This window comes from Sporosarcina oncorhynchi, from assembly GCF_033304615.1.
GTDB classification, from domain to species: domain Bacteria; phylum Bacillota; class Bacilli; order Bacillales_A; family Planococcaceae; genus Sporosarcina; species Sporosarcina oncorhynchi.
Genome location: NZ_CP129118.1, coordinates 952,574 through 967,091 on the forward strand (window position 1 = coordinate 952,574; position 14,518 = coordinate 967,091).

Annotated in this window: 13 protein-coding genes; 10 read left to right on the plus strand and 3 right to left on the minus strand. The window is 45.1% G+C overall.

From position 1 onward, the window contains the following. Positions 1 to 8: 8 nt before the first annotated feature. Positions 9 to 3,200 (plus strand): AfsR/SARP family transcriptional regulator, encoded by a 3,192-nt coding sequence (locus tag QWT69_RS04410; protein ID WP_317969367.1) that lies wholly within the window; start codon positions 9 to 11, stop codon positions 3,198 to 3,200. Positions 3,201 to 3,231: 31 nt separating this feature from the next. Here the strand turns inward: QWT69_RS04410 and QWT69_RS04415 are convergent, their stop codons facing one another. The 3 genes from QWT69_RS04415 to QWT69_RS04425 all read right to left on the minus strand — a co-directional run bounded on the left by QWT69_RS04415 (position 3,232) and on the right by QWT69_RS04425 (position 4,698). Further along, a complete protein-coding gene (locus tag QWT69_RS04415; protein WP_317969369.1) occupies positions 3,232 to 3,663 on the minus strand; it encodes a hypothetical protein in 432 nt (143 codons plus the stop codon). Positions 3,664 to 3,892: 229 nt separating this feature from the next. Next, positions 3,893 to 4,126: a hypothetical protein gene (locus tag QWT69_RS04420; RefSeq protein WP_317969371.1), complete on the minus strand. Its 234-nt coding sequence runs from the start codon at positions 4,124 to 4,126 to the stop codon at positions 3,893 to 3,895. Between the two features lie 20 nt (positions 4,127 to 4,146). Next, positions 4,147 to 4,698 (minus strand): hypothetical protein, encoded by a 552-nt coding sequence (locus QWT69_RS04425; RefSeq protein WP_317969373.1) that lies wholly within the window; start codon positions 4,696 to 4,698, stop codon positions 4,147 to 4,149. An 871-nt stretch (positions 4,699 to 5,569) separates the two neighbouring features. Here QWT69_RS04425 and QWT69_RS04430 point away from each other — a divergent pair. The 9 genes from QWT69_RS04430 (at position 5,570) to QWT69_RS04470 (ending at position 14,424) form a co-directional block, all read left to right on the plus strand. After that, the gene (locus tag QWT69_RS04430) at positions 5,570 to 6,832 is read left to right on the plus strand and encodes a substrate-binding domain-containing protein (protein WP_317969375.1); all 1,263 of its coding nucleotides are present in this window, start codon (positions 5,570 to 5,572) and stop codon (positions 6,830 to 6,832) included. 99 nt (positions 6,833 to 6,931) lie between these two features. After that, positions 6,932 to 7,705 (plus strand): ABC transporter ATP-binding protein, encoded by a 774-nt coding sequence (locus QWT69_RS04435; protein WP_317969377.1) that lies wholly within the window; start codon positions 6,932 to 6,934, stop codon positions 7,703 to 7,705. Next, positions 7,683 to 8,390 (plus strand): ABC transporter ATP-binding protein, encoded by a 708-nt coding sequence (locus tag QWT69_RS04440; protein ID WP_317970902.1) that lies wholly within the window; start codon positions 7,683 to 7,685, stop codon positions 8,388 to 8,390. The genes QWT69_RS04435 and QWT69_RS04440 overlap by 23 nt, the downstream gene beginning before the upstream one ends. A gap of 13 nt (positions 8,391 to 8,403) precedes the next feature. Beyond that, complete coding sequence (locus QWT69_RS04445) at positions 8,404 to 9,264, plus strand: branched-chain amino acid ABC transporter permease (RefSeq protein ID WP_317969379.1); 861 nt, start codon at positions 8,404 to 8,406, stop codon at positions 9,262 to 9,264. A gap of 4 nt (positions 9,265 to 9,268) precedes the next feature. Next, positions 9,269 to 10,270: a branched-chain amino acid ABC transporter permease gene (locus QWT69_RS04450; RefSeq protein WP_317969381.1), complete on the plus strand. Its 1,002-nt coding sequence runs from the start codon at positions 9,269 to 9,271 to the stop codon at positions 10,268 to 10,270. After that, the gene (locus QWT69_RS04455; RefSeq protein ID WP_317969383.1) at positions 10,270 to 11,283 is read left to right on the plus strand and encodes a 3-oxoacyl-ACP synthase; all 1,014 of its coding nucleotides are present in this window, start codon (positions 10,270 to 10,272) and stop codon (positions 11,281 to 11,283) included. The genes QWT69_RS04450 and QWT69_RS04455 overlap by 1 nt, the downstream gene beginning before the upstream one ends. Beyond that, positions 11,283 to 12,167: an intracellular short-chain-length polyhydroxyalkanoate depolymerase gene (gene phaZ, locus QWT69_RS04460; protein WP_317970904.1), complete on the plus strand. Its 885-nt coding sequence runs from the start codon at positions 11,283 to 11,285 to the stop codon at positions 12,165 to 12,167. The genes QWT69_RS04455 and phaZ overlap by 1 nt, the downstream gene beginning before the upstream one ends. 12 nt (positions 12,168 to 12,179) lie before the next feature. Further along, positions 12,180 to 12,920, plus strand: a complete 741-nt coding sequence (locus tag QWT69_RS04465; protein ID WP_317969385.1) for a beta-ketoacyl-ACP reductase — start codon at positions 12,180 to 12,182, stop codon at positions 12,918 to 12,920. A 19-nt stretch (positions 12,921 to 12,939) separates the two neighbouring features. Continuing rightward, the gene (locus QWT69_RS04470) at positions 12,940 to 14,424 is read left to right on the plus strand and encodes a class I adenylate-forming enzyme family protein (protein WP_317969387.1); all 1,485 of its coding nucleotides are present in this window, start codon (positions 12,940 to 12,942) and stop codon (positions 14,422 to 14,424) included. Positions 14,425 to 14,518: the final 94 nt, after the last annotated feature.

Consider the following 14,518-nt stretch of genomic DNA (forward strand, 5'->3'; position numbering starts at 1 on the left):
GATGAACAATGCAGGTGAAACCGGTTATCCAATCGAAACTGATGCCACCAATACCTTCAGCGACCTATATGAGACGTGCTTCTTTTATTAAAAAGCTAAGGCAATCAAGTCATATGAAACTGACAATTATGCATAGTGGGGCAGGGTATGGGAAAAGTTCCGGTCTGGCGACGTATTTCTATGATACGGATGCTACATATAGCTGGTATTCTGTCACTGAAGAAGACGATGACATTTTGCCGTTCATCACCCATTTGACGCAAAGTATTCGAAGAATCCGTCCTTCATTCGGCCACTCATTTACTGAATGGGGTATTATCCATAATGATTTGGATATCGAGCGATGGCTTGTACAATTTATGAATGAGCTTTGTGAAATTGTCGATCCGTTCTATCTGATTATTGACGATTTTCACCATGTTGATCACGTATTTACGATCAACTATATTCTTGAAAAAATGATCCAGTTATTGCCGCCATCCATCCATCTCGTTGTAGCGTCACGTACACGTCCGCGATGGTCAAGTTTGGCGAAGTTGAAAATGATGGGGCAATCGCTGGAATTGACAGAGGAAGACTTGCTGTTTTCTGAAGAAGAAGTGGCTGTTTTCTATGAAGACTATTTCAATCAGATTTTGACAGAAGAAGAGGCATTGTCGATCGTGCAATTGACAGAAGGATGGGCAATTGCGGTTAATTTACTTGCCATTCATCTGACTGGAAGTGAAAAGGACTTTTCAGTTGAAATGAAACCCGCGTTGCAAGATCTGTTTGCGTATTTGTCTGAAGAAGTATTTAACCGGATGTCCGAAACGGAAAAGCGATGGGCATTATCATTCTCTATTTTTCCGATGTTTTCAACGGATCTCATCGAAGAGTTCTATGGAAAGGAAGCAAATGATGTCCTTCGTGAACTTGCAAGCAGACATGTATTCATTCAATCCCTCGGCGAAGGGGTTTACCGTTACCATGCTCTCTTCCAACAGTTTTTGGAACGGAAATGGCGGTCTGTCAATCTTGCGGAATATGTCATATACCAGAAGAAAGCAGTGGCCTATTATTTGCAACAATCCGATCCAACGCAAGCCATTTTACATGCGGTGAAAAGCGACGATGCAAGCTTCATCGGCCAAATTATAATGGACAATGGTGCCACGTTAATCCGATCAGGCCAGTTTGAATGGCTGCTTGAGATTCTGAAAAATCTTCACCCGATAATAAAAGAACAGCATTATCCCCTCTATTATTATGAAGGAGAAGCACATCGTTATCGTGCCTATTATGAAAAAGCACGTACTGCATACTTAACATGCATTGAAATAGCGGAAACATGCAATGACGATTATTACATCGGCAGGGCGCATGCCGGCATCGCGCATATTTACTTGGATACAATCCAGCCCGGTTTAGCGGATCCGCATTTATTGAACGCCATACTGTACGCGGAAAGAAGCGTGAGAACATCTTCGCATGAAAAGGAACTGCTCAAACGCCAATTCGCAGAAAACCTTGTCAACCTTGGAAAAGGGGCCGCAGCTGCCGAATGGGTGAAACAGGAAATTACGGATACAAGGATTTTACAGGAAGGGAACTTGGATGCGCGGATTGCTTTGCGGACCGGTAAGTTGAATGAAGCCCAAACGATCTTAACCACTAGAGAACATAGTTCAGTGTTACCCGATTCACATCGCGAAACAGATGTATTGTTATCGCTGATCTACGCGATGACAGGACAATCATCACTTGCAATTACGAGTGCGGAAAACGGAATCAGCTTAGGAAAAGAGGAGAAGTCGGTATTCATCGAAGCGGTTGGCAGGATTCGGTTAGGACATGCAAAGATTTTGGAAGATCCGTTTACGATGGACGCATCCAAAACGTATTATCTACGGGCAATCGAGCAGATGGACGAGCTGAATGTTTCAAGAGGTAACGCAGAGCCGTATATGGGCTTGGCGATACTTTTTGCTAGGCTAGGTCATTTCACAGAAGCGATTCGTTACGGTAAAGCCGGCTTGCATGAAACAGATCGTGTTCAAGACGGTTGGCTGTCTGGGTTGATTCATATCAGTTTAGGCATTGTTTATAAGTACGCGAAGGATGATTTGAATGCAGAAAAGCACTTGAAAGAAGCCGAACGTCTGTTGATGGAATGCGGAGATCAATACGGAAAAATGGTCGTGACGTTTTGGCTCATGCGCATTTATTCACAAAAAGCAGACGAGGAGTTATTCACTAAGTACGCAGATGAGTTCTTTTCGCTTTTATACGAACAGGATTATTTCTATTTCTTAACGAGCGATACAATGTTCGGACCGTTCGACAGGCAATCCATCTACCCGTTAGTGATACAAGCATCAAAGTTGCATCCTGACCATGCAGGCATCCAGCAGGCGATTCATATCTTAGAGCTGAAAGATGTCGAAAACCATCCTGGCTATAAGCTTGATGTATGCGTATTAGGTCCGTTCACTGTAAACCTCGGACTCGACGGAGTACAAGAGCGAAAGTGGCAACGAGACAAAGCGAAAGAACTGTTCCTGTATTTATTGTTGAATAAAACCCGGTACGTGCCAAAAGAGGAAATCATGCAGGCATTATGGACAGACATCGATGAAAAGACCGCTGATCGTGATTTTAAAGTGGCACTCAATGCGCTGTTGAAAGTATTAGAACCGAATCGGTCGGCAAGGGAATCATCATTCTTCATTTTGCGCAAACAAACGATGTACCAACTGAACCCGCAAGCCGCCATTCAAACGGACTTGGAACGGTTCAAACAGTACATGGAAAAAGGCCTCGCAGAAAAAGTTGCAGACCAATCCATCGAGCATCTATTAAAAGCGGCAGCATTATATAAAGGCAAACTGTTCGAAGAGAAACTGTCCGTTGAATGGATCGCCACTGAGCGAGAACAGGTTGAACAGCACTACATTCAGGTGATCGAAAAACTCGCCCAGTCCTACACGCGCTTGCAACAATACAACAAAACAATCGAATGGGCAGAACGCCTCGTCCGCATCGACCCAACATGGGAAGAAGCGTACCGCCTGCTTATGTACGCCCATTACCAACTCCAAAACCGACCACAATCCATCAAATGGTACAACCGTTGCACAGAGATACTTGAGGAAGAGTTCTCAATCAGACCAATGGAATCGACCGAGCAAATGTATAAAATGATCATGAACGAACTGTGAGCAGCGACATTAAATCGCCGCTCACAGTTTTTTAGTCTTGATTAAAATGCCAAAGCTTTTCTAAAGGAATGTCAGATTCAAGATAGCCGTACATCTTTTGCATACGTTCTGTGATTGCCTGATCGGGTGAAGTTGTAAAGAACTCAATGTTGACCTGACAATGCGCCAACGCCAAATGATCCGTCAGTTGGCGTGCGAATTGACCAAGTGGTTCTCGATATTCATCTCTCACTTCTTGCTCCGAAAAATAGGAACAAGAAACAGTATTCTCCCGAAAATCGTCTTCATCGTCAACTAGGTTAGATTCATATTCATCGATGATCGCCAGTACATACGCATACTCGCCAATCCTTACTTTCCATACTTCGAAGTCTTTTAATCTTATCTTCCGTTCAAAATAATCGATCACTCGTAATTCATCTCCAATTTCAAGTGCATTGCAACCATCATTTCTTACATTCAAATGAGTAAGAACTTGTTAGCGGATTATGTATTTCTAAGTGGAGATTCCCCCCAGCTTCATTACATCCGTCTGCTCCGAGTTTAATTTCCTTTGTATTGAAATAACTTGTAGTTATCAACATAATTGCAGCTGTCAACATAATAACTGCTCCAATCGATAACAGGGTAGACATTATTTTTGTATTTCTAGACATTCAGCCATCAACCTTTCTTTTATTAGAATAAATTCATCAAGCCTTCTTCGTAGATGTGACTTTTACGAGAGCGATAGCAACTAGCATTGAAAGAAATGCCGTTACAACAATCTTAACCCATGAAAGTTCCACATTAAAAGGGGACATTTCCTTCATATTAAATGTATACATCGACCACCATTCATCTCCAGTTGAGAGAAAGACAGATGCAAACACCCATACACCGAATAATACCAGTGCATTCACGACATATAGAACCTTTTTCTGCAATTTCAACACTCCCGGATTGGTTACTTTACTTTAATAGTAAGCTTAGAAATCAACTGTTTTTCAGGTTCATAATAGAGTTCTTCAGTTTCAATTTCATCCAGTATTACAAATGCGCTCACAATATACTTACCTGAATCAGCCTCTACAACTTCCAGACTCTCTTGAATCAACAACTCATTATCCCACGTGAATGACTGACTAATCGTCTCATTCGCTCCTAGTTCCACTACAACATACTCATAAAACGAACGACCTTGAATAGACTTGAAATCCGTACTGTTTAGCGGGTCCAACAGCCGGAAAGAGCTGACATCTTTCTTCTCAATCAAAACAGAAGAAATTCCTTCTTTCATATCCGCGGGAAGAGGCACATACAATTTTTTCGGCAAATCATTATGGTTCTTCAATGTCACCGTAACCACCAACTCATCATCAGATGTAACCTCTTGCATATTCACTGCCAAAGTCAATTCAATACCATCCATTTTCTTTGTAACCGAGCTATCTTCGGACGAGCAACCCGTCAGAATGATAAGTAGTCCAATGACGCTCGATAAGAAATACATCTTCAAATTATTCATCCCCTCTATAAAAGCTACGATGCAATATTACTTATATACTCTTATACGATTGAAAGGTCTGGAAGTTTCATATAGTAAGGACGTTTCGATACGACGAGGGTACGTTGTGATACGGGGCTTCTACGTTTCGTTGCGCCCGCTACGTTTCGATACGACGGGGTTACGTTTCGATACGCGCGGTTTACTTTTCGTTGCGCCCGCTACTTTTCGATACGACGGGGTTACGTTTCGATACGGCGCCTCTACGTTTCGATACCAGCGGTTTACGTTTCGTTGCGCCCGCTACGTTTCGATACGACGGGGCTACGTTGTGATACGAGGCATCTACTTTTCGATACGAGCCGTTTACGTTTCGTTGCGCCCGCTACGTTTCGATACGACGGGGTTACGTTTCGATACGGCGCCTCTACGTTTCGATACGAGCGGTTTACGTTTCGTTGCGCCCGCTACGTTTCAATACGACGGGGTTACGTTTCGATACGACGCCTTTACATTTCGATACGCATGGTTTACGTTTCGTTGCGCCTACTACGTTTCGATACGACGTGGTTACGTTGTGATACGAGGCATCTACTTTTCGATACGAGTGGTTTACGTTTCGTTGCGCCCGCTACGTTTCGATACGACGGGGTTACGTTGTGATACATACGTGAAGATTCCCAACCAGATTGAAGATCAACAATTTCCATTGAAAAAACCTTCAAAGTCAAAGGCGTTTGCCTTAATTTCTGCCTAAACCCCGCAGAAATACGGCAAAAGAGTTGCACAGCGGAGCTGTGCAACTCTTTTGTAACTCTATTAATTTAAAGTAATAGACAGAAAGAAAGCGTTTACAAAAACGAATGGAGAGAGGGGTTCACGTATGAAAAAGAAATTTTGGCTATTTACACTTCTTGCAGCACTCATGTTAATCGTCGCGGCCTGTAATGCAGACTCAGACACTAGCTCTGAAAAGCCGGATACATCAAAGGAAGGGTCAACTGACAGCACGGATGATGGTAAAGAAGAAGCTGGCGAACAAGAAGTTATCAAAATCGGTGTCCTTGCTTCCTTGACGGGTGCACTTGAATCGTATGGTAAGCAAACACGCCAAGGATTTGAACTTGGTTTGGAATATGCGACAGACGGAACTATGGAAGTCGCAGGCAAGAAAATTGAAGTCGTCTTTGAAGACACAGAAACAAAACCAGAAGTGGCCGTTCAAAAGGCTACGAAACTACTTGAAGAAGATAAAGTTGACTTCATCGTCGGTTCTTCCAGCTCAGGGGATACACTCGCTGTTCTTCCGTTAGCGGAAGAATACGAGAAAATCATGATTGTCGAACCCGCAGTTGCGGACAGTATTACAGGGTCTGAATTCAACCCGTTCATCTTCCGTACAGCACGTAACTCTTCACAAGATGCGGTCGCGGGAGCGGCAGCAATTGCAGGACCTGGCGTTAAAATCGCGACATTTGCACCGGATTACTCATTCGGATGGGACGGAATCGCGGCGTTCAAGAAAGCAGCGGAAGCACTAGGGGCTGAAATTGTTGAAGAACAATATGCGGATCCAGCTGCAACGGATTTCACGTCCAACCTACAAAAAGTCATTGAAGCAAAACCGGATTATATGTTTGTCGTTTGGGCGGGTGCGAACTCTCCTTGGAACCAAATTTCGGATTTAAAGATGCAAGAAAAAGGCATCAAGATTTCAACGGGTGCACCTGATATTCCAGCACTATCGATCATGGAACCACTTGTTGGCATGGAAGGGTTCTCGGTTTATTACCACACACTTCCTGATAATGAAGTGAATGATTGGCTTGTAAAAGAGCATAAAGAACGTTTCAACGGTGAAGTTCCGGATCTATTTACACCGGGTGGTATGTCAGCGGCAATTGCCATCGTCGAAGCATTGAAGAAATCAGAAGGCGATGCAGATGGCAATAAATTGATCAAACTTATGGAAGGTATGTCTTTTGATACACCAAAAGGGACAATGACATTCCGTGAAGAAGATCACCAAGCATTGCAACCGATGTATTCCATCAAACTTGAAAAGCAGGATGGCGTTCCGTATCCAGTTCCAGTTTTGATTCGCGAACTGTCGGCTGATGAAACGAAGCCTCCCATTAATAATTAACAGAAAGAAGGGGACAGCACATCACTGTCCTGTCTTTCTCAATCGGATGAAACCTTTCATCCGGTCGAGAAGGATACACCAGTCAGGAGGAGAAAAAGGATGGATCCAATACTTAAAACAGACAATCTGACAATCCGTTTCGGCGGACATACAGCTGTTTCAGGCGTGAATTTTGAAATGCCTGCGCGGCAGCTTAAATCAATCATTGGTCCGAACGGTGCCGGAAAAACAACATTTTTCAATCTGCTTAGCGGTGAACTAAAACCGTCCGCGGGGGAGGTTTATTTCAAAGGGCAGCCAATTACTGGGATGTCTGCAGTGGCGAGGACCCGGCTCGGTCTTGGCCGTTCATTCCAGATTACGAATGTGTTCCCGAACTTAACGGTGCTTGAAAATGTGCGACTTGCGGTGCAATCAAAAGAGAAAATACGCTATCAGATGTTCCGGCATTTTGTACGTTACCAATACTTAATGGATGAAGCTGAAAAATTGATTGAAATGGTTTTACTGCAAGGGCGGGAATACGCAATCGCTAGTCAGTTGTCGCACGGTGAAAAGCGAAAACTGGAAATCGCTATGCTGCTTGCGCTCGATACGGAAGTGCTGTTGCTCGATGAACCAACGGCTGGTATGTCGCTTGAAGAAGTACCTGCGATATTGGACGTTATCCGGAAGATTAAGCAGACGGGTGAGAAAACGATTCTACTCATTGAGCATAAAATGGATATGATTCTAGACTTGTCCGATTCGATTATGGTGCTGTTCAACGGGAAATTGCTCGCAGATGCCAGTCCGAAAGAAATCATGGACAACGAAATGGTGCAAAACGCGTATTTGGGAGGTCTCTATGATGAAAACGCTGTTGAAAGTTGACGGAATCCATACGCATATTGGGCAATACCATATCCTTCAAGGCATCGATTTCGAAGCCCGTGAAGGAGAAGTAAGTGTGCTACTCGGCAGGAATGGTGCGGGAAAAACGACAACGCTGAAAACAATTATGGGATTAACACCGGCTTCAAAAGGAAGCGTGATTTTCGATGAACGTGACATCACGAAGCGGCCTACATATGAGACAGCTAATAACGGCATCGGTTATGTGCCGGAAGATCAGGGCATATTCGGCGATCTGACGGTTGAAGAGAATATGAAAGTGGCGATGCGCAAAGAAGATACTGCGACACTCGCTAGACAAGATTATGTCCTGGAACTGTTTCCGGATTTAAAAACGTACTGGAAAAAGGACGGTGGCCATCTGTCAGGTGGTCAGAAACAAATGCTTGCGATGGCGCGGGCGTTCGTCCATGACAGCAAACTGCTATTGATCGATGAACCGTCGAAAGGGTTAGCGCCGATCGTCATCGAGAAAGTGATGGAAGCGATTAATGAAATGAAGAAGACGACGACCATTGTGCTCGTCGAACAAAACTTCATGATGGCGAGCCGGATCGGTGATCGTTTTACATTAATTGATGACGGTGCGACGGTACAGGCGGGGGACATGAAAGAGTTGATTCATAACGAAGAATTGAAACGAAAATATTTAGGAATCGGGTGAAGGAGGCGGCACGATGGAGTTACTAATCAACTTGACGATCAACGGACTGGCCACGGGCATGCTCATCTTTTTGCTCGCATCCGGATTGACGCTCATATTCGGTTTAATGAGTGTGCTGAACTTTGCACACGGCGGATTGTTCGCCTGGGGAGCTTTTTCAGGTGTCTGGTTTTATACACTGACAGGCAGCTTTTTCCTTGGTATTCTATTCGCGATTTTTACAGGCATCGTACTTGGGTTCATTACAGAAAAACTGATCATTACACCCGTGTACGGCAACCATGTACAACAGATTCTTATTACACTTGGCTTCATGCTCGTCTTAACGGAGATGCTGAAAGTCGTTTGGGGACCGAATCAGATTGCTGCGAAAGTACCATCGTATCTGGCGGGAAGCTGGGAGTTCGGTGATGTTCTTATTATCAAATATCGTTTGTTCATTATCGTCGTCGGGTTTCTCATCTTCGGGATCTTCCAATACATTTTACAGAAGACGAAGATCGGGCTTGTTGTCCGTGCGGGTGTTATGAATAAAGAAATGGTGCAAGCACTTGGCATTAACATTAAACGTGTGTTTCTCTATGTATTTATGGCTGGTTCTGCACTTGCTGCGCTTGGCGGCGTGCTGATGGCACCTTATTCAGGCGTCATTTACGCGGAAATGGGCTTTGAATTCGCAATCCTCGCATTCATCGTCGTTGTCATCGGTGGAATGGGAAGTTTTCCAGGTTCATTGCTTGCGGCGATTCTCGTCGGACTTGCGGGAAGTTACATGGCCTATTACGTTCCGGCACTTTCACTTGCGGTCAATATGATGCTGATGGCAATCGTATTAATCTTCCGTCCGCAAGGGCTATTTACGGCAAAGGGGTGACGGCATGAAACGGAAATTTCATTGGAATAATTATGTGCTTGGAATCATCGCGATTGCACTTGTCATTTTCCCGTTCGTATCGGATTCCAGGACGTGGACAATTTTATTGACACAGATTTTCATCTTTTCGATTTTGGCAATGAGTTATGACATCTTACTTGGTTACACAGGCATTGTTTCATTCGGGCACGCGATGTTCTTCGGGATGGGGGCATACACGACAGCAGTAATGCTAAAACGAATTGACCCGACGATGGGGACATTCATCCTATCCATCGGCGTCGGCATGCTGCTTGCGGCGCTCGTCAGCTTCTTCATCGGCTTGCTTACACTACGGTTGAAAAGTCACTTCTTCGCGATGCTGACACTTGCCGTTTCAGGCCTGTTCCTCGTCCTTGCTGAGAAATGGCGGACAGTGACACAAGGGAACGACGGATTCACATTTAAAGCACCGGAATTTTTCAAGGACCGGGTCATGTTCTATCTCGTCGTCCTCGTCATCCTTGTCCTTGTCTATATCCTCTTGCGCAGATTTGTCAACTCACCATTCGGACGTGTGCTCGTTGCGGTCCGGGAGAATGAACAGCGGACACGCTCGCTCGGATTCAATCCGCTTCATTATAAAGTAATTGCCTCAGTCGTTGCCGGTGTCATCGCAAGTCTCGCGGGATCGTTGTATGCAGTATCGTTGCGATTCGTGAATACAAGTGTGCTGACGATGGATATTACGCTCGATGCATTGCTGATGACAATCATTGGCGGCGTCGGAACGCTAATCGGTCCGATAGTTGGGGCGGGCATCATTGAATTGACGCAGCATTACTTATCAGGACTTGCGAAAGAGTATCCGATATTCGAACGGTGGATCATTTTCTTCGGCATCGTTTATATTTTGGCCGTGATTTTCTTCCCTAAAGGGGTCGTCGGAACAATCCGCGAGAAACTTTGGAAGCGCAACAGTAAGAAAGATGGCGTGAAACCCGTCGCGAAAAAGGAGGGCTTGTGATGACTGTAGGAATCGTCAGTACAGGTGTCTATATCCCTGAAACAAAAATGACGGGAGAAGAGATTGCGAAACGTGCAAACTTACCGGTTGATGTCGTCAAGACGAAAATGGGCATTACGCAAAAGCCGATACCGGGGGAGAATGATCATACGGTTGCGATGGGTGTCTGGGCGGCGAAAGAAGCATTGAGAAAAGGGAATGTCGATGCGAAAGAAATCGATGTAATTATTTATATCGGCGAAGAATATAAAGAATATCCGTTATGGACAGCCGCCATCAAAATCCAAGAAGAAATCGGTGCGCATCACGCATGGGGGTTCGACGTCGCTCTCCGTTGCGGGACGACAATTATGGCCATCAAAGTCGCGAAGAGCTTGATGCTCACGGATGATTCAGTCAAGACTGTGCTGCTTGCAGGCGGCTATCGTAACGGGGATTTTATCGACTATGAAAACGAGCGCACCCGTTTCATGTTCAATCTTGGGGCGGGCGGAGCGGCGATGATTTTACGACGTGATCATCACGAAAACCTCATTTTGGAAACCGAACTGATGACGGATGGTTCATTCTCAGAAGATGTTGTCGTACCGGTCGGTGGTACGAAAAGCCCGCTGACTGCTGAAGACTTGGAGAATGGCTTGTATCGGCTTGACGTATTAGATCCGGTCGGCATGAAAGCGAGGCTTGAACAGAAATCGATGCAAAATTTCCTAAAGGTCATCCGCACTTCATTACAAAAAAGTGGGTTTACCGAGAAAGACCTTAATTACTTGGCCATTTTGCATATGAAACGGTCTGCGCATGATTTCGTGCTGCGTGAACTTGGACTGGAAGAAGACCAATCGATGTATTTGCATGAGTATGGCCATATCGGACAGATGGATCAGATCCTTTCAATAGAACTGGCATTGCAAGAAGGCAAGCTGAAAGACGGAGACGTCGCAGTTCTTGTGAGCGCGGGCATCGGTTATGCTTGGGGGGCAGTGACAGTGAAATGGGGAGGGAATCAATGATGGAGTTACAAAAAGTGAAGTTGGCAAATGGGGAACAGATTGCGTATAGGGAGCGGAATGGTGGCGAACAGGTCGTTGTGCTTGTTCACGGCAATATGACGTCGTCGAAACATTGGGATGTGCTGATCGATACTATGGATCCGAAGTACAAAGTGTATGCGTTAGACTTGCGCGGATTCGGCGAGTCGACGTACGAGCAACGGGTAACCGGTATTCGTGATTTTTCCGAAGATTTACATGGGTTCATCGAAACGCTTAGACTCGATGAATTCGACTTGGTTGGCTGGTCGACGGGCGGAGCGATTTGTATGCAGTATGTTGCGGACCATCCTGGGAAGTGCAGGAAGTTGGTGTTGTTAGCATCAGCTTCGACACGCGGCTATCCGTTTTTCGGTACAAAAGCGGATGGAACGCCTGATTTGGAACGTCGTCTACAGACAATTGAAGATGTTGAGCAAGATGCCGGTAAGACGCTTGCGATGCAAGGACTTTATGACACGAAGAACCGTGAAGGGCTAAAAGCGGTATGGAATGCACTGATCTATACGCAAAACCAACCTGACAGCTCAAAATACGATGAATACGTGGAAGATATGCTGACGCAGCGTAATCTAGCCGATGTGTACCATTCCTTAAATACATTTAACATTAGTTCTGTGCATAACGGCGTCACAGAAGGTAGTGACCAGGCGAAGGACATTACAATTCCTGTACTTGTATTGCGCGGCGATCGGGACTATGTCGTCAATGCCCAAATGACGGAGGAAATAATGGAAGACCTCGGCGATAATGCGACGTTCATTTCACTCGAAGATATGGGGCATTCACCGCTCATTGACAACTTGGAAAAATTGACGGAAACGATCGAAACATTTTTAGGATAAGGAGCTGACAGCATGAGAATGAAAGGTAAAGTCGCCATTATTACAGGTGGCGCAAATGGGATCGGACTTGCTGCTTGTCACCGATTCGCTGAAGAAGGCGCGAAAGTCATCATGGCTGATTTTGATGAAGCGTCAGGTGCAGAACAGGAAGCAGTAGGTAAGGAAAAAGGATTTGAACTGACATTTGTTCAAGTGGATGTTGCAAACCGTGAAAGTGTCGCGCAGTTAATTGAAAAGACATTGGACCTCCATGGCAAAATCGATGTCTTAATTAACAACGCAGGGATTACGAATGATGCGACTTTACTCAAGATGGATCCGGCTGTTTTCCAGCGCGTGCTCGATGTGAATTTAACGGGTGTCTTCAACTGCACGCAGGCAGTTGTACCGCATATGATCGAAGCGGGAAGCGGCAAAATTATTAATACATCCTCCGTTAGTGGCGTGTACGGAAATTTTGGCCAGACAAATTATGCAGCAACAAAAGCTGCGGTAATCGGCATGACAAAAACATGGGCGAAGGAATTCGGTCGAAAAGGAATCAATGTCAATGCCGTCGCACCTGGCTTTACAGCGACAGCGATGGTGAAGAAGATGCCTGAAAAGGTCATTGCGCAAATGGAATCGGCTGTGTCATTGCAACGACTCGGCGAACCGGAAGATATTGCAAATGCCTATCTGTTTTTAGCAAGCGAAGAATCCAATTATGTCCATGGGCATGTAATGCATGTTGATGGCGGCATCATGATGTGATGAAAGGAGGGAGGAACCCGTGTTTCATGAACGTGGCTGGATTGTAAAAAGAACGGCATTGTCTGCAGGACGGACCGCATTGATTAATATCCATTCTGGCGAAAGCTGGACGTACGGCGAGTTGTATAACCGGATTGGACGCTGGGTTTCCTTCTTCCGTGAGAAAGGTTATGTGAAAGGTGAGCGCGTTGTCGTCTATTCACCGAATACGATCGAGCTATTTGCCGTGCTGTTTGCGTGTGAGCGGATGGGCTTGATTTATGTCCCGTTGAATTGGCGGTTGAGCTTACCTGAATTGCAAGGGTTGCTTGATGATTGTGGTCCTATTATTGTGCTCTTTCATAAAAACTTCGAACAATCTGTACAACTATTGAATGTGCATGAAGTAGCCTCTCTATCGATCGCAGAGAAGTTTGAATGTGCCAGAAATATCGAGCCACTTCCTGAAGTGGATTGCTCGGATCCGTGGATGATCATTTATACAGGGGGAACGACGGGTGTACCGAAAGGCGTCGTCCTGTCCCATGAAGCAGTGAATTGGAATGCACTCAATACGATTGCAAGTTGGGGTTTATCAGAAAACGACACGACGATCAATTATATGCCGTTATTTCATACAGGCGGGTTGAATGCGTTAAGTATTCCATTGCTTATGGCGGGCGGCACTGTGGCGATTGGTCATCAGTTTAATCCGCAAGAAGCGCTCGAAGCGACCAATCAATACGAAGCGACAATTTCGCTGTTTGTGCCGACGATGTATCAGATGATGATTCAAACAGATTATTTCAAGGCATCGAATTTCCCATCGATGGACACATTTCTGTCGGGGGGCGCTCCTTGTCCAGAAACGATCTACACAGCTTTCCAACGTAAAAAAATCCGTTTTAAAGAGGGGTATGGCATGACGGAAGCGGGTCCAAATAATTTCTTCATCCGGCCGGACGATGCAGCAGTGAAAGTTGGTTCTGTCGGGAAAAGCATGCTGTTCAACGATAGTAAAGTGCTCGATCTAGATGGGAATGCTTGTTCACGCGGAGAAATCGGTGAGCTGTTCCTTAAAGGACCGCATATGTTCACTTGTTATTGGAACAAACCTTCTGAAACGAATGATGCACTTCACGATGGATGGCTGCGGACGGGGGATCTTGCGAAAATCGATGAGGATGGAGATACATATATCGTCGGCAGAAAAAAGGATATGATCATTACAGGCGGTGAAAATGTCTACCCGCAGGAAGTGGAGCAATGTCTCATTGCTTTTGACGGTATACAAGAAGCTGCAGTCATTGGGAAAGAAGATGACATATGGGGCGAGAAAGTGGTCGCGTTTGTATCCTTATATGATGAAAATCGAGGAAATGAGGATATGATTTTAACCCATTGTAAAAAGTCCCTTGCCTCATACAAAATTCCGAAAGAGATTATTATTATTCCCGAGCTGCCTAAGACACATGTTGGGAAAATTGATAAGAATGAATTGCTGAAATGGAAACAAAATAGATGATAACAGCGCGCAGCTATACTAGCTGCCGCGTTTTTATTTTTGCTGGAATGGTAGATTAAACCGAAGAGAAAATATGCGAGCCATGCTATACTAG

What these genes read in the sequence shown, in the direction of transcription:
- QWT69_RS04450 (WP_317969381.1), top strand. Translation starts at nt 9,269, where the DNA reads ATGAAACGGAAATTTCATTGGAATAATTATGTGCTTGGAATCATCGCG.
- QWT69_RS04410 (WP_317969367.1), top strand. Translation starts at nt 9, where the DNA reads ATGCAGGTGAAACCGGTTATCCAATCGAAACTGATGCCACCAATACCT.
- QWT69_RS04435 (WP_317969377.1), top strand. Translation starts at nt 6,932, where the DNA reads ATGGATCCAATACTTAAAACAGACAATCTGACAATCCGTTTCGGCGGA.
- QWT69_RS04445 (WP_317969379.1), top strand. Translation starts at nt 8,404, where the DNA reads ATGGAGTTACTAATCAACTTGACGATCAACGGACTGGCCACGGGCATG.
- QWT69_RS04440 (WP_317970902.1), top strand. Translation starts at nt 7,683, where the DNA reads ATGAAAACGCTGTTGAAAGTTGACGGAATCCATACGCATATTGGGCAA.
- QWT69_RS04430 (WP_317969375.1), top strand. Translation starts at nt 5,570, where the DNA reads ATGAAAAAGAAATTTTGGCTATTTACACTTCTTGCAGCACTCATGTTA.
- QWT69_RS04465 (WP_317969385.1), top strand. Translation starts at nt 12,180, where the DNA reads ATGAGAATGAAAGGTAAAGTCGCCATTATTACAGGTGGCGCAAATGGG.
- QWT69_RS04455 (WP_317969383.1), top strand. Translation starts at nt 10,270, where the DNA reads ATGACTGTAGGAATCGTCAGTACAGGTGTCTATATCCCTGAAACAAAA.
- phaZ (WP_317970904.1), top strand. Translation starts at nt 11,283, where the DNA reads ATGGAGTTACAAAAAGTGAAGTTGGCAAATGGGGAACAGATTGCGTAT.